At 62.3% G+C, this 23132-nt stretch carries 24 protein-coding genes; 1 reads left to right on the top strand and 23 read right to left on the bottom strand.

Features of this window, described 5'->3' with window-relative positions; genetic code table 11:
- Positions 1-5: 5 nt before the first annotated feature.
- The 16 genes from AmiPiv_RS00655 to AmiPiv_RS00580 all read right to left on the bottom strand — a co-directional run bounded on the left by AmiPiv_RS00655 (position 6) and on the right by AmiPiv_RS00580 (position 15261).
- Positions 6-404 (bottom strand): RidA family protein, encoded by a 399-nt coding sequence (locus tag AmiPiv_RS00655; protein ID WP_340035313.1) that lies wholly within the window; start codon positions 402-404, stop codon positions 6-8.
- 4 nt (positions 405-408) lie between these two features.
- Positions 409-1470 carry an Ldh family oxidoreductase gene (locus AmiPiv_RS00650; RefSeq protein WP_340035312.1) on the bottom strand — a complete coding sequence of 354 codons (1062 nt, stop codon included), beginning with the start codon at positions 1468-1470 and terminating at the stop codon, positions 409-411.
- Entirely contained in the window at positions 1470-1871 is a 402-nt protein-coding gene (locus AmiPiv_RS00645) for a cupin domain-containing protein (protein ID WP_340035311.1), read from the bottom strand. Before AmiPiv_RS00645 ends, AmiPiv_RS00650 begins: the two co-directional genes overlap by 1 nt.
- Positions 1872-2021: 150 nt before the next feature.
- A complete protein-coding gene (locus AmiPiv_RS00640; RefSeq protein ID WP_340035310.1) occupies positions 2022-2432 on the bottom strand; it encodes a DUF4440 domain-containing protein in 411 nt (136 codons plus the stop codon).
- Positions 2433-2493: 61 nt separating this feature from the next.
- On the bottom strand, positions 2494-3207 hold the full coding sequence (locus AmiPiv_RS00635; protein ID WP_340035309.1) for an ABC transporter ATP-binding protein: 714 nt from the start codon (positions 3205-3207) through the stop codon (positions 2494-2496).
- Positions 3204-4973 carry a branched-chain amino acid ABC transporter ATP-binding protein/permease gene (locus AmiPiv_RS00630; protein ID WP_340035308.1) on the bottom strand — a complete coding sequence of 590 codons (1770 nt, stop codon included), beginning with the start codon at positions 4971-4973 and terminating at the stop codon, positions 3204-3206. The genes AmiPiv_RS00635 and AmiPiv_RS00630 overlap by 4 nt, the downstream gene beginning before the upstream one ends.
- On the bottom strand, positions 4970-6016 hold the full coding sequence (locus AmiPiv_RS00625; RefSeq protein WP_340035307.1) for a branched-chain amino acid ABC transporter permease: 1047 nt from the start codon (positions 6014-6016) through the stop codon (positions 4970-4972). The genes AmiPiv_RS00630 and AmiPiv_RS00625 overlap by 4 nt, the downstream gene beginning before the upstream one ends.
- Positions 6017-6150: 134 nt before the next feature.
- Entirely contained in the window at positions 6151-7299 is a 1149-nt protein-coding gene (locus AmiPiv_RS00620; protein WP_340035306.1) for an ABC transporter substrate-binding protein, read from the bottom strand.
- Positions 7300-7875: 576 nt separating this feature from the next.
- Positions 7876-9024 (bottom strand): thiolase family protein, encoded by a 1149-nt coding sequence (locus tag AmiPiv_RS00615; RefSeq protein WP_340035305.1) that lies wholly within the window; start codon positions 9022-9024, stop codon positions 7876-7878.
- Positions 9021-10673, bottom strand: a complete 1653-nt coding sequence (locus AmiPiv_RS00610; protein ID WP_340035304.1) for an ATP-dependent acyl-CoA ligase — start codon at positions 10671-10673, stop codon at positions 9021-9023. The genes AmiPiv_RS00615 and AmiPiv_RS00610 overlap by 4 nt, the downstream gene beginning before the upstream one ends.
- 13 nt (positions 10674-10686) lie before the next feature.
- Positions 10687-11505 (bottom strand): alpha/beta fold hydrolase, encoded by an 819-nt coding sequence (locus tag AmiPiv_RS00605; protein ID WP_340035303.1) that lies wholly within the window; start codon positions 11503-11505, stop codon positions 10687-10689.
- Positions 11506-11512: 7 nt separating this feature from the next.
- Positions 11513-11938 (bottom strand): organic hydroperoxide resistance protein, encoded by a 426-nt coding sequence (locus AmiPiv_RS00600; protein WP_340035302.1) that lies wholly within the window; start codon positions 11936-11938, stop codon positions 11513-11515.
- Between the two features lie 3 nt (positions 11939-11941).
- Positions 11942-12733 carry an aspartate/glutamate racemase family protein gene (locus AmiPiv_RS00595; protein WP_340035301.1) on the bottom strand — a complete coding sequence of 264 codons (792 nt, stop codon included), beginning with the start codon at positions 12731-12733 and terminating at the stop codon, positions 11942-11944.
- A 6-nt stretch (positions 12734-12739) separates the two neighbouring features.
- Positions 12740-13249: a flavin reductase gene (locus AmiPiv_RS00590; protein ID WP_340035300.1), complete on the bottom strand. Its 510-nt coding sequence runs from the start codon at positions 13247-13249 to the stop codon at positions 12740-12742.
- Between the two features lie 24 nt (positions 13250-13273).
- Positions 13274-14122, bottom strand: coding sequence for an SDR family NAD(P)-dependent oxidoreductase (locus AmiPiv_RS00585; RefSeq protein WP_340035299.1), 849 nt, complete (start codon positions 14120-14122; stop codon positions 13274-13276).
- Positions 14122-15261, bottom strand: coding sequence for an acyl-CoA dehydrogenase family protein (locus AmiPiv_RS00580; RefSeq protein ID WP_340035298.1), 1140 nt, complete (start codon positions 15259-15261; stop codon positions 14122-14124). Before AmiPiv_RS00580 ends, AmiPiv_RS00585 begins: the two co-directional genes overlap by 1 nt.
- 35 nt (positions 15262-15296) lie before the next feature.
- Between AmiPiv_RS00580 and AmiPiv_RS00575 the strand changes: the two genes are divergently transcribed.
- Positions 15297-15635 (top strand): hypothetical protein, encoded by a 339-nt coding sequence (locus AmiPiv_RS00575; RefSeq protein WP_340035297.1) that lies wholly within the window; start codon positions 15297-15299, stop codon positions 15633-15635.
- A 320-nt stretch (positions 15636-15955) separates the two neighbouring features.
- Here AmiPiv_RS00575 and AmiPiv_RS00570 read toward each other — a convergent pair whose 3' ends face one another.
- The 7 genes from AmiPiv_RS00570 to AmiPiv_RS00540 all read right to left on the bottom strand — a co-directional run bounded on the left by AmiPiv_RS00570 (position 15956) and on the right by AmiPiv_RS00540 (position 23118).
- The gene (locus tag AmiPiv_RS00570) at positions 15956-16477 is read right to left on the bottom strand and encodes a MarR family winged helix-turn-helix transcriptional regulator (protein WP_340035296.1); all 522 of its coding nucleotides are present in this window, start codon (positions 16475-16477) and stop codon (positions 15956-15958) included.
- An 801-nt stretch (positions 16478-17278) separates the two neighbouring features.
- Positions 17279-17845, bottom strand: a complete 567-nt coding sequence (locus AmiPiv_RS00565; RefSeq protein WP_340035295.1) for a peroxidase-related enzyme — start codon at positions 17843-17845, stop codon at positions 17279-17281.
- A complete protein-coding gene (locus tag AmiPiv_RS00560; protein ID WP_340035294.1) occupies positions 17842-18324 on the bottom strand; it encodes a CMD domain-containing protein in 483 nt (160 codons plus the stop codon). Before AmiPiv_RS00560 ends, AmiPiv_RS00565 begins: the two co-directional genes overlap by 4 nt.
- A complete protein-coding gene (locus AmiPiv_RS00555) occupies positions 18321-19790 on the bottom strand; it encodes an NAD(P)/FAD-dependent oxidoreductase (protein WP_340035293.1) in 1470 nt (489 codons plus the stop codon). The genes AmiPiv_RS00560 and AmiPiv_RS00555 overlap by 4 nt, the downstream gene beginning before the upstream one ends.
- Positions 19787-20758 (bottom strand): LysR family transcriptional regulator, encoded by a 972-nt coding sequence (locus tag AmiPiv_RS00550; protein WP_340035292.1) that lies wholly within the window; start codon positions 20756-20758, stop codon positions 19787-19789. The genes AmiPiv_RS00555 and AmiPiv_RS00550 overlap by 4 nt, the downstream gene beginning before the upstream one ends.
- Before the next feature lie 347 nt (positions 20759-21105).
- Entirely contained in the window at positions 21106-22176 is a 1071-nt protein-coding gene (locus AmiPiv_RS00545) for an NAD/NADP octopine/nopaline dehydrogenase family protein (protein WP_340035291.1), read from the bottom strand.
- Between the two features lie 252 nt (positions 22177-22428).
- Positions 22429-23118, bottom strand: a complete 690-nt coding sequence (locus AmiPiv_RS00540) for an amino acid ABC transporter permease (RefSeq protein ID WP_340035290.1) — start codon at positions 23116-23118, stop codon at positions 22429-22431.
- Positions 23119-23132: the final 14 nt, after the last annotated feature.

Genomic DNA, 23132 nt, shown 5'->3' with positions numbered 1-23132 from the left:
TCCGCTCAGGCCTCGGGCAGGATGGCGATGGCGCTGATCTCGATGAGATATTCCGGCTTCACCATCTTGGAGACCTCGACCATGGTCGAGGCGGGGACCGGTGGGCGAAAGTATTGCGCGCGCACCTTGTGGATGACGGGGAAGTCCTCGATGTTGCGGACATAGCAATCGACCCGGACTATGTCGTCCAGCGAGCCGCCTGCTTCCTCGACCGCCGCCTTGAGGTTCTCGCACACCTGGCGCGTCTGGACCTCGACATCGCCGATGCCGGCAATGGTGCCGTCGGCCCGGCGCGCGGTCATGCCGGAGATGAAAACCATCTTGCCCTTGGCTTCGATGGTGGTCGCCTGGCTGAAATGCCCGTTCGGGACAGCGAGACGCGCGGATTTGATTTCCTGTTTCATGAGGTCATTCCTTGGGTTTCAGATAGGACAGGTCGAGGTCCAGCCCGGCGCCGGCGGCGATCAGCGCATCGAGTGCCTGGGGCTGGGGGCGACAGAGGCCGGCGGCGGCCTCGCGTGAGGCATGGGCCAACTCGCCAGGCGCGAATACCCGCGCCACGCCTGGCGCCAGCGCGCTGGTCGAGGTGCGAGAGAGCGCCCGGTCCACGCGCTGCGCCATGGCGGCCGCGTCAGTGAAATGGCCTGTGTCGATAGCCAGGAAAAACGCCGCGCAGGCATAGGGCTTCGCCGGATCGCCATAAAGCGCACCGACCTCGGGGCCGGCGGCGCCGCCGGACAGGCCACCGGCGATCAGGTCCAGAACGAAGGCTAGACCGAAGCCCTTGGGTCCGGCGGCGGGCAAGAGCATTCCCTGTATCGCGGCGGCCGCATCGGTGGTGGGCCGGCCGGCGGCATCTGTCGCCCAGCCCTCAGGGATGGGCTGGCCGGCAGCCATTGCGTTGCGGATCTTTCCCATCGCGACGGCGGACAGGGCCATGTCCACCTCCGCCGCGTATCCGCCCGACGAAGGCACCGCAACGGCCAGCGGGTTGTTGCCGGTGATCGGCGTCGCTCCGCCCGTCGCAGGCAGCAGGGGCCGGGTGTTGGTCGTGACCAGCGCGACGCAGCCCTGATCGGCCATCATCCGCGCATAGCGATTCAACGCGCCGATATGAAAGGCATTGCGCACGGCAACCGCCCCGAGGCCTACTTCCCTAGCCTTTTCCACAGCCAGCCCGGCAGCCTGCCGCGCCGTGGGCTGGCCCAGCGTGTTCGCCGCATCCAGCACTACCGCCGCCGCCCGGTCGGAAACGACCGTACGGTCGGCAGCAGGACGGACCGAGCCGGCTTTGATGCGGTCGAGATACATCGGTACCAGCATGATACCGTGTGAGGCGATGCCCTCGACATCGGCGGCTACCAGATCTTCGGCGACGCAAAGCGCATCCGCTTGCGCCACCCCGGCGGCGCGGAACAGGTCCGCCACCGCACGTTCGAGCACCTCGATTTCGATCTGCGGCAGCCTCATCACCGCGCATCCTCGTCATTGTCGTACCACGAGGGACGCTGGGGATAATGCGGGCCATCATAGATCTCGACCACGATGGTCTCTTCATGCGCAAGGGTCGGGCCGTGCACGTTGCCCTTCGGGTTGCAATAGAAGGACCCCGGAAGCAAGGTGACCTTGGTCGCGGTATATTCGTACCGGCCCGACAGGCAGAACATCATCTGGTTCGAGGCGTGCATGTGCGGCTCGGGGATCGAGGCCCCCTTGTCGAACTTGATCAGCGCCACCGAGGCACCGGTCGCCTCGTCGCGCCACATCATCTTTTCATGCACGCCTTTCAGCGATTTCGGACGCCAGTCCATCTCCTCCGAGCGGATGAGAATTTCCTCGAACGAGGGGGCGCTATCTCCCAGCTTGACCATCGGCTTGATTCCGTCCGTTAGAGTTGGCGTTCATATTGCATGATATTTCACGTGAATATTACTGCAAGTCTTTTGTGCAGATTCTTTCCTGCGATGGAGGCGAAAGAGCCTCCGTCGCTCCGCGGTGCTACCGCGACGACGATGTCAGCGTCAGCCGGAGAAGGTTTCCTGCAAATGCAGGTGAATAGGACGCGCCTGTCCCGGGGCATCCCTGAGCAGGGCCGAGGACCAGCGTTCCGTTTCTGCCCCGTCCTGTCGCTGGGTCTCCCGATAGGTCACCAACGCAATATCGCCTTGCTGGAACCACACTGCGACATCGCTGATCTGCATGACCAGTCCGGGACGGCTGCCGCGCATCTTCGGTACGTTGGCCGCGAATGTATCGTAGGTCACGATCTTGCCTGCAGCACCTACCATTCGGAAGCTCGGGTCGAAGGCCGCGAGGACGACGGAGGGATCGTCAGTGCCCTCGGCGCGGAACCAGGCCTGCAAGACGCGATGCAGCTCGAAAATCTCCTCGGCCGCGCGACTGGCAAAGGTGGCGACGGTGGTCGGTGACATGTTGTTCTCCGGTTATGGGAAGGAGCAGGTTTCCGCGGGCGGCAGTCATGGAAAGGGCGGATCAATGTCCGCCGAGATAAGCTGCGATCAGGCGCGGATCGTGGATCAAGTCACCCGAGGTGCCGGATTGCACAATCTCGCCGGTTTCCAGAACATAGCCGTAGTCGGCGGTCTCCAACGCCGCGCGGGCGTTCTGTTCAACCAGAAGGACCGAGACGCCGATTTCACGCAGCGAGGCGATGGTGTCGAAGATCTCGCGGACGATCAGCGGGGCGAGACCCAGGCTGGGCTCGTCCAGGATCAGCAGCTTCGGACGCGACATCAGTGCGCGGCCTAGCGCCAGCATCTGCCGCTCTCCCCCCGATAGAGTGCCGGCAGCCTGCCGGTGGCGTTCCTTCAAGCGGGGGAAACGCAGATAAACGGCGTCAAGGTCGGCGGCAACCGCGTCGCGGTCACTGCGACTGTAAGAGCCCAGCAGCAGATTGTCGCGCACGCTCATCTGGTGGAACAGCTCGCGCTTTTCCGGGACCAGGCAAAGGCCGCGCTCGACCCTGTCCTCCACCGAAAGGTGCGACAGATCCTCGCCCTGAAAAGTTACAGTCCCTTGCAACCGCAATAGCCCCATCGTCGCCAGCATCAACGTGGACTTGCCCGCGCCATTCGGGCCGATCACGGTGACGATCCGGCCCTCCTCAACGGAAAGCGAGACGTTGCGAACAGCTTCGACCTTGCCATAGCTGACAGAGACATTCTGAATGGAGAGCAAGGGCATCATGCGGTCCCCCCGAGGTAAGCTTCCTGGACGCGGGGATCGTCCCGCACCTCTGCCGGCAGGCCCTCGCAGAGCTTTTCGCCGAAATCCATCACGACGATGCGGCTGACGAGACCCATCACGAACTCCATATCGTGTTCGACAATCAGGATCGTCGTCCTGTCCTCGGCATTGAGCGCCTTCAGCAACCCTGAAAGGCGCTGTTTTTCGTGGCGGCGGAGACCGGCGGCGGGTTCGTCGAGCACCAGAAGGATCGGATCCGCCGCCAGCGCGCGGGCGATTTCCAGCACGCGCTGGTCACCCAGCGACAGATTGCCCGCAAGCTCATAGGGCTTGTCGCCCAGCCCAACGCGTTCAAGCTGCCGCATCGCCTCGTAACGCGCACGCGCCTCTTCGTCCCGATTGAGCCGCAGCGCGCCGCGAAGCAGCCCGGAACGGGTCCGCGAATGCGTGCCCAGCATCACATTTTCGAGCAGGCTCATGCGCGGGCGCAGCTTAACATGCTGGAAGGTCCGCGCGATGCCCAGACGGGCGATGGTGGATTGCTGCTTGCGCGTGATCTCCTCGCCTGCAAAGCGGATCGAACCGCTGCTCGACATCAAGGCCCCGGTCAGAAGATTGAACATCGTGCTCTTGCCCGCACCGTTCGGGCCGATCAAGCCGAGGATTTCGCCAGCTTTCACGTCAAAAGTGACCTTGTTCACCGCGACCAGCCCGCCGAAGCGACGCCCGATCCGGTCAATGTTCAGCAGATCGGATCCGGGCTCCGGCTTCGGGCGTGTCGGAAGCGGTTCGGTCGGGATCGGCCGCGGCGGTGCAACCTTTGGCATGAAGCCCTGGATACGCGGCACGATGCCCTCACGGGCATATTGCAAGAAGAGGATGAACAGGACGCCGAAGGCGACGATTTCCAGTTGTCCCGCCCCCTCGACGAAAAGGTGCAGATAGTCCTGAATGCCGTTCTTCAGCAGCGTGACGATGGTCGCTCCGATGACACCGCCGATCGGGCTGCCCATGCCGCCGACCATGCTCATCATCAGATATTCGATGCCCATGATCGGCTCGAAGGGAGTTGGGCTGATGAAGCGGCTCATGTGTGCATAGAGCCAGCCCGAGAGTCCGGCGAGGAAAGCCGCGAAGACGAAGCAGATCACCTTGACGCGAAACGCGTTGATGCCAAGGCTTTCGACCAGCGTATTGCCTCCGCGCAGCGTTCGCATCGCCCGGCCGAGACGGGAATTCAATAGGTTGTACACCAGAAGCAGCGTCACGCAGACGATGGTCCAGATCAAATAGTAGATCTGCCAGCTCTGCACCAAATCGACCGAGCCGATCGAGATCGGCGGAATGTTCGAGATGCCGTTATGCTTTCCCAGGGACTCCATGTTTCCGAAGAGAAAGCCGATCGCCAGGCCCCAGGCGATGGTGCTGAGCGACAGGAAATGCCCTTGGAGTCGGAGGGTGATCACGCCCAGAAACAGTGCGACGCCACATGTCAGCCCCAGGCCAAGCAGGAGTCCCACCCATGGCGAGCCGCCGATCGCCGTGGTGACCCAGGCGGTGGCATAGGCCGCCATCCCGACGAATGCAGCTTGCCCAAAGGACACGATACCGCCGACGCCCGATAGCAGCGCAAGGCCGATGGCAACCAGCGCGTAGATGCCGATGTAGTTGAGCAGCGTAATGCTGAACGGGCCGAGAAGCATCGGGGCCGCAAACAGCGCCGCCAGAGCCACTGGAACGGCGATGGAAAGATGCAGACGGCTCATTCTTCGTCATGCTCCTCGTGGTGGAAAGAGGCGATCGAACGCCAAATCAGGATCGGGATCAGCAGCGAAAAGACGATCACGTCGCGGAGCGCGCTGTTGTAGAAGGCGGCGAAACTCTCCAATACGCCCACGAACAGCGCACCGGCCACGGTGCCCGGATAGCTGACCATGCCGCCGATGATCGCGCCGACAAAGGCGCGCAGGCCCAACAAGAAGCCGGTGTCGTAGAAGATCGTGTTGACCGGTGCGATCAGAATGCCGGAGACACCCGCCATCAGCGAGCCAATGATATAGGCGATAGCGCCAGACCGCTCAGGCCGTATGCCCATCAGCCGCGCGCCGGTTCGATTGACCGCCGTGGCGCGAAGCGACTTGCCTGTCAGTGTATAGTCGAAGAAGAAATACAGCATGGCGCTGAAGACGACGGCGGCGATCATGATGATCAGGGTCTGCCCGGTGAGCAGAATCGGTCCCAATTCCAGTACGGTATCGGTCATCGGTTGAGTGCGTACACCTTCGGGTCCGAAGAATACGAGACCGATCCCCACGAGTGTGAAATGCAGCGCCATCGAAACGATTAGCAGCAAGAGCACGCTGGCGTCGGCTATAGGCCGGTAAACAATCCGGTCCAGCAGCGGCGCGATCGGTACGACCAACATCAGCGTGAGGGCGATCCGCAACACCATGCTTTCGCCGTAAAGCGGCCTCGCCAACCAGACGATGGCAACCAGCGCCAAAGGCAAGGCGAGATAATATGCCAGCGCGCGAGGGATTTCGCGGTGTCTGCCGTGTCGCAGCAGCGACATCGCTTCGACGGCCGTCGCGAGGCATGCCAACAGAACGACCAGCCCCCCGGTCCCGGGCAGCGTCCGCGCCTCAAATGCGGCGAGCGTCAGCGCGGCAAAGGCTGCGATATCCCCGAAGGGGATGAACACCACCCGCGTGACGGTGAAGATCAGCACCGTTCCAACGGCGATCAATACATAGATCGCCCCTGATGCCACACCGTCGATCGCGAGTATCGAGGCAATATTGAGATCCATCGAGATTTTCCTTGGCCGGCGGCATTCTGGAAATGCTTCGCCGGCTACTGACCAGACAGAGCCTCTGCGTGTTCGTTTGGCTCAGGTGATGGCCGCGGGAGAATGTGGGGCTCCCCCGCGTCAGGTGGGACAGCTCAAGGCTCGTAGGTCCAGACGCCATTCTCGAGGCGGACCACGACCAGCGAGCGTTCATCGACACCGTAATATGAACCAGGCTTGAAATTGTAGACCGACTGGCTGCCCTGCAGTTCCTTGGTCTTGAAGATCTCGTCCTTGAGCGCGGCGTGGAATTCGGGTGTACCCGGCTGGGCGGTCTTGAGCGCGCGCTCGGCAGAACTCAGGAAAATCAGCCAAGCGTCGAAGGTCATCGGCGCAAAATTGTCGCGTGACTCTTCGCCGTTGGCGGTCTTGTAAGCATCACGGAATTTCATCGCCATAGACTTCGCCGGGTGATCGTCAGGCAGTTGCTCAGCCACCGCGACCGGGCCAACGCTGACCTTGACGCCCTGCACCGCTGCTCCTCCGACACGCACGAAATCTGCATTGACGAGCGGGGAGAGGCCGTAGATGCCGCCCTTATAGCCACGCTTGGCCAGCTCCAGCGGCGGCAGCGCACCTTGGGTCGAAGACGAGCCCAGCATGATGGCATCGGGCTTCTGCGAGATCAGCTTCAGGATCTGGCCGGTGACGGAGGTGTCGGTACGGGCGTAGCGCTCGTCAGACAGCAGTTTGATCTTCCCGGCATTTTGTGCCTCGACCATCCCCTGGTAACACAGATCGCCCCAGCTGTCAGAAAAGCCGATGAAGCCCACGTTGGTCTTGCCGTCTCGCTGCATACGGTCGGCGATCACGCTCGACATCAAGGACGCTGGCTGCACGACAGAGACACCCCACTTATCGGCATCCTCCTCAGGCATATTGACCGGCGAGACCGCCAGCATCGGCACCTTGAGTTCCTTTGCCACCGCCATGATCGCTGTCGAGGACGGCGAGGTCGCAGTGCCGATGAGGATATCGACGTCGAACTCCTCAACCAGCTTACGGGCATTGCGGGTTGCAGCTGAGGGATCGGTCCCGTCGTCGAGTTCGATCACGGTGACCTTTTCGCCAGCAACTTCGGCCTGATATGCGATCCCCGCCTTGAGTCCCTTCGAATAGGGAATGCCGATCGAGGCGCCATTGCCGCTAAGCGAAGTGACGAAGCCCAGCTTGATCTCGGCCTGCGCCAAAGATGCCGTTGATATACCTGCGGCCAGAGCCGCCACCATCAGAAGTTTGTTCATGTGTATTCCCCTTGTTGGAGTTCATCGAATTTTTATTGTGTTTCTTGGCTGCTCGTTTAGAAGCCGCAGTGCAGCTTGGCCAAGCGTCGCGTCCTTGCGGGAAGCGAGCGAGCGCCGCAGGGAAGGCAGCGAAACAACCCGTGGCGTTTCGCTGGATCGTCAGTCACCTCGACCTGATTTGTTTCTGGGTTCTCGTCTCTCCTTCGCGACCACGAATGCCCCCGCGGGTACTGCCCCAATCTCGGCGAAACCGGGACAAGGTTGTGTCCGACCGAATGGACTGGGGTTATCGAGCCCATAGCGCCTGGCCTCCAAGCCTCAGCGAAACACGGCTTCCCACCTCCGCAGATTGTTCTAGGCGTGCCACGACCAGAGGTCCGCCCGCGATACGTACGGTCGCCAACGTCACCGGCATCTCCATCGCGCCGTTTAGTCGGTGGCGCAGCGTAGTCGTGACTACAACCTCTCCAGCATCGGCCTCGGCGGCGGTAAACTCCGCCCGGCCGCAGCGCGCGCAAAGAAGCATTGCCGGGTAGTGGCGATGGCCGCAGGAAACACACGTCTGGAGGAGAACGCTCATGCGACACGCTCCAGCACGGCGGCATTGGCGCATAGGCAATAGCGGTATTCCATCATGCCATAGCCGCTTACCAGCGCGCGGCGGGCATCAGTGACCTGGCGTGCGCCCGCGTCGTGGCGCAATTGGCATACCGCCTCGACCAGCCCGTGGAGGCCGCCCGCCGCGCCAGGCTGCCCGGCCGACAGCTGGCCGCCCGAGGTATTCACAGGCAGTTCCCGGGTGGCGATGCGACGGGCAATGAAATCGCGCAGCGCCATGTCGCCGACCAACCCCAGGTCGCGCAGTTGCACCAGCACCATGACCGGATAATCGTCGTAGCATTGCACGAGGTCCACGTCGCCCGGCGCCAGCCCTGCCGCCTGCCACAAGTCGGCCGCGACCTCGGACAGGCCGGTGCGCAGCCCGTCGCCCTCGTGCCGGTCGAAATTATGGCGCGCGCGAAAGGCGCGCAGGCGGATGTTGGGCGCGCCCTTCACCATGCCTTCGCGTGCGACCAGCACCGCCTCGGCCCCGGCGACGACGGGCACGCAGTCAAAGACGCAGAGCGGATCGGCGACCGGTCGGGCCTCCAGATAGTCCTGCATCGTCAGCGCATCGCGATAGGCGGCACGGGGATTGCCCGCCGCCCATTCCCGCTGCGCGATGCAGAGTCGGCCGAAATCCTCGCGCACCAGCCCGTCCTGCTGCATCATCCGGCTGGTCAGCATCGCAAAAAGGCTGTTTGGTCCGCCGAACTCCAACGGCGCAAGGTTGTCGCGGGTGTTGACGTTGTAATTGTCGTTCAACGCCGCCATGTCCTCGGCGGAAAAACGGTCGGCCGCCAGGATCGCAATGGCCTCGGCATCGCCCGCCTCGACCGCGCGCACCGCGTGCTGAAGCATGTTCAGCCCGCTGGCTCCGCCGTGACTGTCGCTCATGATCCAGGAGGGGCGCAGGCCCAGCCGCCAGGCCAGGTCGATCGTCGTGTCGGGTCGCAGCGTGAACGAGGCCACTGCCAGTCCGTCGATTCGATCCCGCTCCAGTCCCGTCTGCGCCAGAAGCGCCAGGAAGGCATCGCGCAACAGGTCGTGGGTGGACACGCCCTCGGCTCGGCGGCGATAGGGCAGGCCGGTCGCCCCGGCGATGATAGCCGTCCTGCCGCTCATCGACGAACCACCACGCCGGCCTTTTCGCGGTCCCAGGTCATTTCCGTCACGCCCTTTTCGCGCAGCGGGAATTTTTGCACCTTGCCGTTGGCCGTGCGCGGCAAGTCCGCGACCACGTCCACGAAACGCGGGACGGCGAAATAGGGCATCCGCGTCTCGCAATGGCGGATCAGATCCTCGGGATCGAGGCTGGCCCCCTGCTTCAGCACCACGGCGACCATCACCTCGTCCTCGGCCAGTTCCGAGGCGGCGGGAAAGGCGGCCGAAACCGCCACCGCGGGATGAGACTGCACGACCTGCTCGACCTCGAACGAGGAAATGTTCTCGCCTCGGCGGCGGATCGCGTCCTTCATCCGGTCGAGGAAGCGGAAATAGCCCTCGGCATCGCGCACCACGCGGTCGCCGGTATGCAGCCACAGGTCCATCCATGTCTCGACGGTCTTCTCGGGCATTCCCCAATAGCCGGCCGCAAAGGCACAGGCTTCATCCGCGCGCAGCAGCAGCTCGCCCCCTGTGCCATCTGGAACCTCGCAGCCGTCCTCGTCCGCTACGCGGGCCTGGAACCCCTCGGCCAGCCGGCCCATGACGCCGGGGCGGAAATTGTCCAGCGTCATCTGGATGACGCAATTGCTTTCAGTCGAGCCGAAGCCGTCCAGCGGCATGATACCGCTGCGTTCGATCAACTGGCGCTGCGCCTCGGGCGGCGTGCCGGGGGCGAGCGCAATGCGGACCTGGTGGTCGCGTTCCTCCGCGCTGGGCGGACGCGACATCAGCATCGGCACCATCGCGCCCAGCAGATAGGTCACCGTCGCCTCGGAAGCGCGCAGGCGCTGCCAGAATTTCGACACCGAGAAGCGCGGCTCCAGCACCTGGGTGCCGCCGTTCAGCAGCGCTTGGAAAAAGCAGTTGAACGCATTGGTGTGGAAAAGCGGCAGCGAGGTATTCAGCACGTCCCCCTCGCGCAGGCCAAGCTGGCGGCCGGTATAGACGGCCCACCAGAAATATTGCCCATGCGGACAGCAGACGCCCTTGGACGGGCCGGTCGTCCCCGAGGTGTAAAGGATCGCCAGCACGTCCGACATCTTCAGGTCGGCGGCGGGCAGCGGCTCGGCAGCGGCGGGCATCGCCGACAGGCACGCGGGCAGCGCGGCGGTATCGGGGTCGATCACGCAGACGGTTTCCAGCGCCAGCGTAGTGCGGTCGATCGTCTCAAGCGCCGGCAGCAGATCTCGCTCGATGAACAGCAGGCGCGCGCCGCAATTGGCCAGGATGTGCTGAAGTTGCATCCCGCGCGAGGCAATGTTGATCGGCACCAGCACCGCGCCCATCCAGCCCACGGCCAGCATCAGTTCCAGAAATTCGGGCCGGTTGCCGCAAAGCAGCGCCACCCGGTCGCCACGCTTCACCCCCTGCGCGGCCAGCGCGCCGGCGCGGCGCGCGGCAAGGGCCGGCGCCAAGGCATAGGTCAGGCGATAATCGCCGGAGCGAAACAGAACCCGGTCGCCATAGTGCTGTGCCTGATGCTGCAGCAGCGCCGGCAGGGTGCGCATGGCGGGGGGGAAGTGCCTTACCAGCCAGGCGCTGCGGGCAGCGGCTTCAGCGCAATAGGCTTCAGCGCCCTCAGGAATGCGGTGTTCTTGCAGCATCATGCTCACTTCATTGTCAAAACGGTTGCGGTGCGGACGCGGTGAACAGAAAGCGCGTCACGACGGCCGCGAATTCTTCCGGCATCTGGTCAGGAAAGGGCACCATCGCTCCCGGCACCTCGACCAATTCCGCCTGTGGAATGGCCTCGGCCACACGGCGGGCCGAGGCGAAGGAATGCTGGTCCGCCATCGCGGCCATGAGCAGTGCCGGGCAGCGGACGAGGCCGACGCGGTCTTCCATCCGGTAGCGGCCGACGACGCGATGACCCTCGGCCGCCATCGGCCCGGCCTTCAGCGCGTCCAGCACGAACGCCTCCAGCAGGTCGGCGCGGTCGGCAGGATAGTTCGGCTGCCGCCGCTGCCACAGCGCGACCAGATGCGTGCCGTCGGGGCGGGGCTCGACCTCGTCCACCACCGGCTTGCCGGCCCGCGTTTCGCGGTTTTCGGCATCGACGAAGCCCATGCCGGAGACGGCCACCGCGGTCACCCGTTCCGGCGCCGAAGCGGCGCATTCCAACGCGATATAGGCGCCGGTGTGATGGCCGCAGACAGCAAAGCGGTCCAGTCCCAGCGCGTCCGCCAGATCCAGTGCCGCCCCGGCCCATGCCTCGATCGACGGCGGCCCGGGCAGCGGATCGGAATCGCCGAAGCCCCGTGTGTCCATGGCGATGGCGCGCCCCCGCCGCCCCAGAAGCGGCAGCACCCAGCGGAACTCGGCCCAGGAGCGCGGCGTCTGGTGAAACAGCAGCACCGGCGCGCCGCTGCCGCATTCGGCCAGATGCACCCTGCCCGAGCGCGTCCTGACATAGGTCTTGTGAATCGCCGGGTCGGTCATTGCGCCGTCACACCACGACAAGTTCGACATCGACATTGCCGCGTGTTGCATGGGAATAGGGGCAACGCTGATGGGCGGCGGCGACCAGTTCCGCGGCCATGTTCCGTTCGATGCCGGGGATTCGAACCTCGAGCCGTGCTGTCAAGCAATAGCCGGGATCGACAGGGCCGATGCCGACCGTGGCCGTCACCGACATGTCGTCGGGCAGCGCCATCTTGCGGCCGCGTGCCACGAAGCGGATCGCGCCCAGGAAACAGGCGGAATAGCCAGCGGCGAACAGCTGTTCGGGATTGGTTCCCTCGCCCCCCGGACCGCCCATTTCCTTGGGCAGGGTCAGTTTCCAAGGCCGCCCCAAACCCGGTCCCATGACGGTGCCCTCGCGCCCGCCGGTCGAAGTCATGCTGATCTGATAGATAATCTTCTCGGGTTTCACGGCTCATGCCTCTGCAGCAAGTTGGTGGCGGATCATGTCGTGGAATTGCCGCCGCACCCGCTCGGGCGCGAGGCCAAAGCTGGTCGCCCGGCTGGGGGCGACGCCGTCGATGCGGCGGAGCTGCACCCACATCTCGGCCGATTTCAGCGCGACCGACGCACAGTTCAGCACCGGGGCCTGACCGACCTTCAAACGCGGATGGTTGGCCAACAGCAGCCCGGGCAACACGCCCGCGGGCAAGATGACGTCGGCACCTCGCGCGATCAGGCTGGCGGCGCAGCGCTCGAAATCGGCCAGCATCCGCGCCTCGGCCTCGACATCGCCCGCGAATGCATCGACGAAATCGCCGGGTCGCAGGCCCAGCCCTGCGACACCTGCTATGCGGCTCGCCATGCCGTAGCGACCGGCCTGTTCCAGATGCCAGACCTCGTAACCGGGGTCCAGCGTCACCAGGCCCAGCCGTCGGCCCAGTTGCAGGCCGGAATGCATCGTCACCTCACCCGTGCCGATCACCGGAATCTCCAGGGCCGAGCGCAGCTCATAGACACCCGGATCCTGGAAATGGCCGATAACCACGGCGTCATAGCCTTGTTCCTCGGCACGCAGCCCGTTGTCGACTGCAAGGACCGAGCAGCGGAATTCACTGAGCCGGCCGATGTCCAGGTCGGGCGGCGACATGCCGAAAACCTCGACAACAGTGCCCGGAGCGGCGATGCCGTTCAGGTAATTGGACAGCCGGTCGAAATACGCACCGTTGGTCGCCCGGTCGATAAAGCTTTGCCAGTAAATCCGCATACTCCTTCAGCCCCGCTTTTCGACCGGGTGATAGTCGCGACTGAACCAGATAAGCCCGCCGACCCGACCGGACCCGATCACGGTCGAGACGACCTCGCAGAACAGCACCGAATGGGTGCCGCGCTCGAGGATGTTGACGATGCGGCAGTCAAAGCAGACGGGCGCATCGGCGAGACAGGGTGAGCCAGTCTCACGCGTCACCCAAACGGCGCGGGCAAAACGATCCTCCCCGCTCCATCGTGCGAAAGCCTGAGACAGGTCTTGATGACTATCGCTGAGGACATTGACCGACAAAACGCCGTTCTGCACAAAGGCGTCATGGGCATAGGCGTTGCGGTTGATGCAAACCAGCAGCGTCGGCGGACGGTCCGTGACCGAGCATACCGCCGAGACGGTCAGGCCGTGCTTGCCCCCCGGACCATCGGTCGCGATCAGGTTGACTGCAGCACCGAGCCGGCTCATGCCCTCTCTAAACGCCGATGCCTGAGGCGGAATTTCGGTTGTGCTGTGGGTCACGGCTCGTCTCCTTGGAAATCTGATTCAGCGGACGTAAAGCCCACCGTTCACGTCCCAGCAGGCGCCGTTGACGAAGGCCGCTTGCGGGCTGGTCAGCATCACGACCATCTCGGCGACGAAGGCAGGATCGCCCAGTTGGCCCACTGGAATGTTCGTGAGCACGGCCTCGAGCTTTTCGCCGCTCAACACCCGGCGGACTGCGGGCGTGTCCATCGGACCGGGTGCGATGGCGTTACAGGTGACGCCGAAGGGACCAAGATCCCGGGCGAAGACCTTCGTCAGGGTCAAGATCGCCCCTTTCGAGGCCGCATAATGCGCTCCCGTGGCCGTACCTCCGTTCTGCCCCGCAAGCGAAGCCAGGTTGACGATCCGGCCATAGCCGCGCTCCTTGAAATAGCGCCCGAATACCTGGCTACCTGCGAAGGTGCCGCCGGCATTGGTAGCAAGGACCGCGTTGAACTCCGAAAGGTCGATATCAAGCAGCGGCTTGACGACGGTGCGGGCGGCGTTGTTCACGAGCACCTCCACCGATCCCCAACGCGACACGCCCTGGTCCAAGGCGGCCTGGAAATCAGCTGCCCTGTCGATGTCCAGCCGCAGCCCGATTGCCGTCGCGCCCGAGGCGTCAAGCTCGACTGCCAGCGCATTGGCGCATTCGACATCGATATCGCTGACCACGACGCGGAAGCCCGCACGGTGAAGCGCCCGGCCAATCTCGGCGCCAAGCCCCTGTGCGGCGCCGGTGACCACCGCCGTATGGGGTTTTGTGGACGATGTTTCCGTCATTTGGATCACAGGGCTGACCGGGTCAGCTCGCTCCCGCTGCTGGAATTGCTCTGGATGGCTGGAACGCTCGAAATGTGCCGCGCGCATCAGGGGTAGCCGGGCGGCGTCGCCTGTTCGAATAGGGCAGCGCCGGCGGCCTGCCATGTCCCCGCGCCCATGAACGCATGCTGGGCCACCGAGGCCGCATCCAGCATGAACCGGCCAAGGGGGTGGTCCGAACGTGTAGCTTCCGATCCGCCCAGGACGAAGGCCAGACGCGCCGCCTCGGCCCCGTCGCGGGCGGCAAGACTGGCGACATGGCGCAAGCGGATACGGGTCTGGTGATCGACCTCGCCCTGCTCCAGCAGTTGCCGCCAGGCTTCGCTGATAGCGTCATAGAAGGCCGCTCGGGCTCCCGTCAGCAGCGCCTCGGCCCGGGCGAATTCGATCTGCACATAGGCGCGCGCGGCCGGGCTGGGCGCGCCGGTGATCGAAACGCGTTCCAGCGCATCGCCTCGCACCCAGTCCAGCGCTGCCCGCGCCGCGCCAAGCGCCACAACCGCCAAGACCTGCGCAGCCAGTCCCATCGCCGGATAGCGGAAGATCGGATCGTCCAACGAGGGTGTGCCGCCCCGGATGAACGTCCAGTCCTCGGAAACGACGACGCGGTCGGCCACGATGTCGTGGCTTCCGGTGGCCCGAAGACCGATCGTATCCCAGGTTTCGTCGATCGTGACCTTCTCGCGCGGCATGACAGCCGTCAGCGGCAGGGGACTGCCGCGCCCTTCCACCTTGATGCCGACCCCGACCAGCGATGCCCCCATCGACCCCGAGCCGTAGGGCCAACGCCCCGTAACTTCCAGCCCACCCGCGACCGGCGTAGCCTTCTGCGGTGGAAACATCGCACCGGCGAAGACCGTGTCGGGGTTCTTGCCGTAGATCGCAGCGAAGGTCTCCTTGGGCAGCGCGGCCAGATAGGTCGAGGAAACACCGAAGCTGGCAACCCAGCCGGCCGAAGCGTCGGCAGTCGAAATGTCTTCGATCAGCCGGCAGAACTGCACCGGGCTCAGAGCGTCACCGCCGAAACGCTCCGGCACGAAGGCGCGATAGACGCCAATCTCCTGGAATTGGCGCACGATGTCCTGAGGGATGTGCCGCAGTTCGTGGAACTCGGCTCTGCGCGCCCGGATTTGCGCCTTGAGGCCGTCAAGTGTGACCGGAGGCAGGGCGTTCACCTGGTTGTTCATACCGATTCTTTCGGCTGGAGTTCGGAGCCGATTCTGTGGCCGCGCGGCTGGCGCACCATGAAGGCGTCTTTCGACCTGTGGGCTGGCGCTGCGCCTTCTGCCGGGGCGCGAACCAAACCCGAAGCGACAGGCGTGCGCAAACAGTGCGCTTGAAGCGCATCTACTTCCGTTTCGAGCATCGTGGTTGTCTTTTCCTCGTGAGCCCGCAGGCCCTGCTCCCTTATTACGGTAATATTACTGTTTCTTCAATTTATGTCAACATTCACGTTTCTCGCCGGCGCGAAGGAGATTTTCAGCCCAGATTTCAACGCGATGCTCCGTTTTGTGCGAGAAGTGCGGAGGCTCCCGCCGACGCGATCCGCTGGATCAAGTGAGGACAGGCCGATCTCAGTAAGGCCGGCGAAAGCCATTCCAGGCATAGTTGGGCGACCCGAATCAGGCCGGGCCGCCTGACTGCGGATGGTCGACGACAGGCATCCGGCTCGCGGCCATATGGACGCGCACCTTGCACCGGAAAGTGCGGCACATGCCCCGCGTGGGGCCTACAGCAGTTCGAGCAAAAGGCAGGCGAAGCGCCTCAGGGCCACGAGACCTCTCGCGGCCGCAGTCTATACAAGGCGAGGTGCCAGAGGCAGGGCTTCAAGAGGGCAGTCCGGCCAAGCCCGGGAAATGGAACCGGGCGAGCGGTGGAAGCTCACAGTTCGACCAGACGGTTGAGCACTTTGGACAGGATCTGGTTCAGCGACGACAGCTCTTCCGTAGATACATCTGAGAACGCCGCGATGAGGATTCTCTCGGCCTCGACCAACCCCGCGTGACGGAGCGCGGTGCCCCTTTCCGTCAACTGCACCTCGGTCACGCGGCCATCACTCGGACGCACACGTGTCGTCACCATCCCGTCTGAAACCAAACGCTGAACAACCTTTGTGGCGGTGTTCAACTTCATCACGCTGATCTCCGCAATCTCGGAGACGCTCATGTGCTTGTCATCGTAAAGCGAGATCAGAACGCGCCAGCGGGGCATATCCAACCGCAGAGGCTTCAACTTCCGTTCAAGCACTTGGATGTAGCGCGCGTTGACTCGGTTTACCCAGTAAAAAGGCCAGTTGTGCCGAAGTTCGCCGGTCTGTCCGGTGAAATTGAAGCGGGGAACGACGCCTTCTTCAGGCACGGAAGGATTTTCTACCATTGTAACCCTTGTCAGAGCGTGGTTCATCTTGCGCCTTCGCTCTCTTTCCCTCATCTTGTCGCTGGCGACACAAGCGCCAAACTATGGAAAGTGCAACGTCGTCGCAAGGCTACCGGGGCAATCCAAACCGACGCAGCCTATCGCGCCGCAGATCCATAACCGGGCGCGAAAATTCATAGTAGTTCCGGGCTTGAACAGTAACTGTTCGGAGCGAGGCCCGCCGACCAATCTGTCGGAACGACCACGGGATGGCGCAGGCATCGCCGCTCGTCAAGACATGATTCGTTGCGATCACAGCCTGGGATCTTGGGCGACGTTGCCAGTACGCAGAGCCGCTCGACGCGACCTCGCCAACCATCCGACTTCCGATCCGCTTTGGGCGTCGAGACGTCGCCGCGCTCAACCCATCCGTTCCGTATTGTCGGCAGAGTCAGTCACCGCAGTGGACGGCCGAGGAAGCCGCACATCCGACCGTGCAGAATATACAAATCCGGAACTCAGAGCGATGAAATGTTCAAAAGCTCCCGGTGAGTGAGCTGCGCTATCGAGGCTGCCGTTCGGTTGGATCTCGACTTCGTACCATTCCGTTGTTCCGGCGAGGCGCGGCGGACTCAGAATCCGAAGCCTGCACTGCCCATCATCGCTTTTGATCGTCGGAGTTTGCGAGGACGTCTGGACCTCAAAAGAGCTGCCTTCAACAGGCGTCGTTCCACCGCCGACAAGGTCCGCAAAGCCAATCTTCAGCGCCTTCGTCAAGCTCCAGACTACGGCAAAGGTGGGATTGGACTGCCCCCCTCTCGATGACGGAAGGTTTAAGACGAAACCGTGTCATTTCGCGCTCTCGGCGTGGCCGAGGACATGCATAAGCCGGTTTGCCCAGCCGAAGATCGAAGTGGCGTGGATGAGATCGATGATTTCGATGTCGTCCATTCCGACGGACCGCAACGACGCGATATCCTCCTCTGTCGCCTCCGACGGCGCAGCCGACAGGCGACGGGCAAAGCTGTATATCGCCGCATCGCGCGGCCCCAGCGTTTCCGGTTTTTCGAGATAAAGGGCCGTGACCAGATAATCGCTCTTAGTCAATTCCGCATGCCGGCGGGCATGAACGACGGCACAGTATTTACAGCCGTTGACTATCGAAGCACCCAGTGCCCCGAGTTCGCGATCGGGGCGTGCAAGACCACCGCTGACATACATGATCGCATTGAACAATACGGTGCGGGCAACATAACTCTCGGGATCATGCACAAGGGTGCGCACATATTCCGAAACCTTCTTGGCGGAAGGCGTGACCTTCATGGCATCAAGCTGTTCTGGTGTCGCCTCGGAGATCTCGACCGGTGCGATGTGCGGAAGCCAGTTCAGCGGCTTCAGTCGAACAGAGGAAATCATGCCGACCTCATCAATCGCAGGCCGGTCGCCACCCGCGTCTGGAAGTTGATGAAGGCAATCAGTTCGGAGAGAGCAACGATCTGCGGATTGTCCAAGCCAGCCTCAGCAAGCTTGGCAATATTGCTTGCCTCAGCCTCGATCGGCGTCATCGTGATCAGATCGACATGCCTCGCAATCGTCGCCAACGGCTCATTCAGATCGGTTGTGCCTTGCGCCAGGGCCAAAAGCTCTGCAGATGGGTCATGGGCAGCGAGTAGTGCACTGTACTCGGCGATTAGCGCCTGATCGGCATTCAGTACGGCCATTCGATGGGCCAAAGCGACCCGAAGACTCGGGGCAAGCCCCTGATCGATTTTCGGCTGCAGGACGGAGATGCGGCACAGTTCCGCTCCTTCCACGAATTCGGGCCGAAACCGCCGCGCGCTGAAAACTGCGTCGTTGGTTGACAGGCCCGCGGCCTTGTCCATTGCGTCGATCACAACGCGATCTCCTTTTGTAGCAAGGGCGTGGAATCGGTCCATTCGTCGCCTTGGAGTTCAGGCGTGTCGTATGCGAGCAGACTGTCAAAATGGGTTTCGACGTCTTCGGCAAAGAGAGATGCGGCAATGCCTCGGACCAAGCGGTCTGCACCGGCACTGACTGCCGGGATGTCGCCCGAGACTTTGCCGTGGGTCAGCATAGCTGCGTCGTTGAAGCAGTGGATATGCGCCAGCATCGGGCAGGAGCCGGGCACACGTTCCTGGAACTCGAAGCCGGGACCGAGATCCGGTGCCTCCAGCATACTTCCTCGTGGCAACCCCATGTCAGTCGTATATCGACCGTCGGCCCAGCTGCGGATGTGTGGAATGAGCGCTTCAAATTCCGGCCGGCCGCTGAAGTCGTTTGAGAAGCCGGTTGCCGCGATCACAAAGTCGTAGCGCATCGGCCCTTGCGTGGTTTCAATCAGCAGGCCTTCCGCCTCTTCCTTGACCGTGACTATGCCGCAATCGAGAAAGAACCGCGCATTGGCATGGCGAGAAACGCGCAGAGTCGATGAACGCGGAGGCGGCGTTTGTGTCGAGGTGGTGTAGTCGACGAATTTCCACTTCCAGGCATCGGGTAGATGATACATGCCGTGAACGACACCCTGACTGCCGATGCCGGTCATCTTGTTAATACGGGGCATTTCCTTGCGCCGGATCAACATGTCAACAGAGCCCGCGCCCGCCTCGAGTGCAGTTGCCGCATTGTCCATGGAGGAGGCACCAGCGCCGATAACCGCGATACGTTTACCTCTCAGCGCGGCGAAATCGATGTCATCGGCGGAATGCGCCCAATAGGCGCGGTCGATGCCCGTGAGGAAGTCAGGTACGGCAAAACCGCCCAGCCCAGACCGACCTGTGGCCAAGACCAGGCGACGCGTGAGTACCCGGCCGGTTTCCGCGCCTTCGACATCGATCGCAATCAGATCGCCTGCCTGCGCAATACCTGTCATGCGCACGTCGTTGCGAACGGGCAGGGAGAGAACGTTACGGTACCAGATCAGGTAATCCATCCACTGGCCCTTGGGAATCTTGTCCAGCGACTCCCAGGCCTCAGCGCCCCACTGCGCAGTAAACCAGGCGCGGAAAGTCAGTCGCGGGAGGCCGAGCGCCGGACCGTGCAAGGACTTCGGCGATCGAAGGGTCTGCATGCGAGCAAACGTTACCCATGGCCCCTCGAACCCGCCAGGCGCTGCGTCGTAGGCGACGACGTTGGTGACCCCGGTCAACACCAGCTTGGCAACCGCCGCAAGCCCGCACATGCCGGCGCCTATGACCACGACATCTCGAACTGGTACACCATCGTGCGAACGCCCCGGAACCCAGGGTTTGGCGGGCAACTCGAGAAGGTCAAGGTCCTGCGCGAGCTGCGCCTCCAGCACAGCAAGGCCTGTCGACATCGGCGGAATAGGCATATGCTTCATGTTGCTGTTCCGTGTTCTGTGTCCGTTACAGGATCGGTCACCAATTGGCCGGCCAACGCCGGATCGAGCTTCTTGAAACCGGTGATCGACCGTTCCGCCACCGCTTCGACCGCCTCTATCAATGCTTGCGCCACGGGGCGGAGTGGCCGGCTTCCTGCAGCCAGTACGCCCCAATGGAAAAGAACGGTCTCGTCGATCGGCCGAATGACGACACCGGGTAGGCTTAGACCGTAGGCTGTAAGAGGATCGACGATTGCCGCGACACCGGTGTGTCGCACGATTTGCATCGCGCCATAGGCTGTATTTGTCCGGATCACCGGGCCAGTTTCGATACCACGAGCCGTTAGTGCCTTTGAGACGTGCAACTGAAAGCGCAGTGGATTGAGCAACGTCGCCAGTCGTCGACCGGCAAGTGCAGAAAGCGGCAAGACGTCCAACTTAGCCAGTGGGTCATCGTCACGCAGGGCAATAACATCCGGTGCACTATAGAGCCGCAAGACATTCAAACCAGGCGTATCGAGCGGAAGGCTGGAAAACCCAATTTCCGCGCGTCCCGTGCGCACTTCCTGCGCAACAACCGACGGAAGAAACTGTCCGAGATGCGTTTCTTGCGGAAAGTCCTCATCTTTAAGTTCGGCTAGAGCCGTCGGGATCAGGCCAGTCCCGATCGCAGACGTCGTGGCAATCTGCAAGAGCCGGCCCTTTCCGGCAGCAATCGTCTTGGCGCGGGCGGCAAGTTCGGTGAAGGACATCAGCAAGCGCCGCGCTTCCTCCTCGAAGGCGATGCCCTCTTCCGACAACTGCACTCGACGGCCTACCCGGTGCAACAATTCGAAGCCGAGTTCCGCTTCGAGGTCCTGGATGGTGCGTGTAACAGAAGGCTGGGAACGCCCGAGGAGGTCAGCCGCCTTTGTGATGCTGCCGCTGGCCGCAACGGCAAGAAAGGTTTGAAGATCACGAATTTCCACTGTCTAACCTATATGCATAATATGAATGAGTTGCATAGTCTCATTACAATTAGACATCTGTCAAGGAGAAACTTTCGCCCACTTGGCCGCTAAACCTTTGACACGCTTGGTAGGTTCGACCTTCTTGCAGCCTCGACTGATGCGCGGAGTTGGTCCTGCGATGGCTCACCCCGATCGCTTACGTGCCAATTACACCCCAACGGCCAGGACGCTCACCGAGCAGGGTGCCAAGCAATCATCGATGCTAATGACCTGACTTCCAAAAACTGACCCTCGGCGGCGGAATGTTGAATTGAACCCGTTGCTGCACTTGCATTTTCGGCGTTCGCCTGTCGTCTGCAGGACTGCTAGAATCCCTTGCGGCAAAGGCTTGCAAGATCCGCATCTCCCATCCCCTCGATTCCAAGAGCAGGAAGAATGTCATTGTCTCCCTTGAGGTCGCGGCCATAAGCTGCCGACAGGATCGAGATTCCAGATTGATGGAGAAACGCTGGGTTTCCGCTTATCTTGCCCAGCATAACCGTCGGTAGCAGTCCGAACGGAACGTCCTCGAGAATGTAGCGACTTTCGATCGTTGTAGGGCCAAAACCACCGAGGCCTTTGCGAACTATCTCCTGGTTCATGGCGGATACCGAGCTTATGGGCACATGGTACGACAATGAATAATGCTCTTCGACAGTGCGCACCGGTGTCCCGAAATGAGCTGCTATAGCCAGTCGTTCGGCGTCCAGGGCCTCGATAAAGCGGCCAACGGCCGGCGTCACGTTCCCGCACTGGCTCCATTGCTCTCCCTTCTCCATGCGCGTGAGATTGAGAAGGGCAATACCGAGATGGTTCTGCGGATTGAGGTTGCTGAGTGAGATCGCGAGCAAACCATCGCGCTTGACGAAACGATCGCCGAACAGCTTCGTGCAAAGGTCGAAGCCTTCGTCCTGCGCATCGAAAGGCAGCGTCGCAACATCAAGCTTATTACGGACGGTGGCAACATAGATTTCGGTCGGTCCACGCTGGCGTGCGGTAATGAGTGTTGTGCCCCAAACGACAATGGGCAGCCTGACCTTGCGTTCCGCCAGTTGCTTGGAGAGATACAACGCTCCAAAGGAACTGTGCGAGCTGATGATGACGGGCAACCCTTCCCGCAGATGAGGAATGGCGGCATCGATCACCATCTTGTGGCCATAAGCCGGGAGCGCGATCATGACCACGTCCGCATCAGCAATGGCGTCCTTGCAATCCCTGGCGATGCGCACTGGTACCATGGCCTCGATGGCGCCCGTGGCCTTCAGCAATTCACCGCTGGACAATGCCTTGGTTCGCTCGCCCGAAGGTGACCAGATGACAGGAGCAAACCCCGCTTCTGCCAAATACGCGGCGAGACCATAGGCAATTGCGCCGGCTCCAAGAATACTCACACGCATGGTATTTCTCCCGTTGCGGCATCGAAATCCGCAAGTCACTGCCCAAGGCGTTGCCGGCAGCTGGAACATTAGGCTGTCCCCGCGCCCGCCCGGCTTCGCGGCCGCCATTTTGACGCTGTAATGTTGGGCTCGCGATCGGGCTTAGAAGGGGTTCACCTTCGAAGCGGGCCAGCCTGCAACATCGCCAACCCGAGTTGCTGGCTGCTGGCTCGTGGCGTCTAACGCCACGAGCTTCGGTGAACGAGGGGTCTCTCACCACACCCTAAGGGCTCGTTCCGTCCTGTCGGCGAGATGGGTGACGAGATAGGCCATCACCATGTAGATCGTGGCGGCAATCAGGAAGGCTTCGAGGTAGTAGTAGTTCAGAGCGGCAGTCAGCTGGGACTGCGCAAAGATGTCGACGACCTCAATTGCAAAGCCGAGAGAAAGCGCCTTCATGATAACCATGAAGGAGTTGGCAAGGTCTGGAATTGCAGAAACGACCACCTGGGGAAGCAGGACACGTCTCAACAGTTGGCTGTTTTTGTAGCCCAACGAGTGGGCTGCATCCGCCTGGCCGGTGTCGAAAGAATTCACTGCTCCCTTCACAACCTCGGCTTGGAACGTGGCGACACAGCCGATCAGCGCCACAATGAGGGTAACCTCGTTGGGCATCGTGTGGGCGTTGATCTTCCAACCGACAAGGTCCGCCACGAACTGAAGCGCTATCGGGAGGCCGTAGTATGCGAGGAATATGACGACCACCATTGGCATGCCTTTGAAGGCGACCTTGTACGCCAGGACAAATTCCCGCAGCACGGGTATCCGCCTGTGCTCAACGAGCGCAAACAGGCTACCGATGATCGTCGAGAAGACGAAGATCGTGACGGCCATGGCGAGCGTCCTGGGCACAGCGCCCAGGATATCCCACAGGTCCGGGAGCAAAACTTCGATGTCAAACATATCTAGATTCCTCT

The sequence above is a fragment of the Aminobacter sp. Piv2-1 genome, from assembly GCF_037625995.1.
Taxonomy (GTDB): Bacteria; Pseudomonadota; Alphaproteobacteria; order Rhizobiales; family Rhizobiaceae; genus Aminobacter.
The sequence above is the reverse complement of the archived record's forward strand: the minus strand, read 5'-3'. Positions and strand labels throughout refer to the sequence as shown.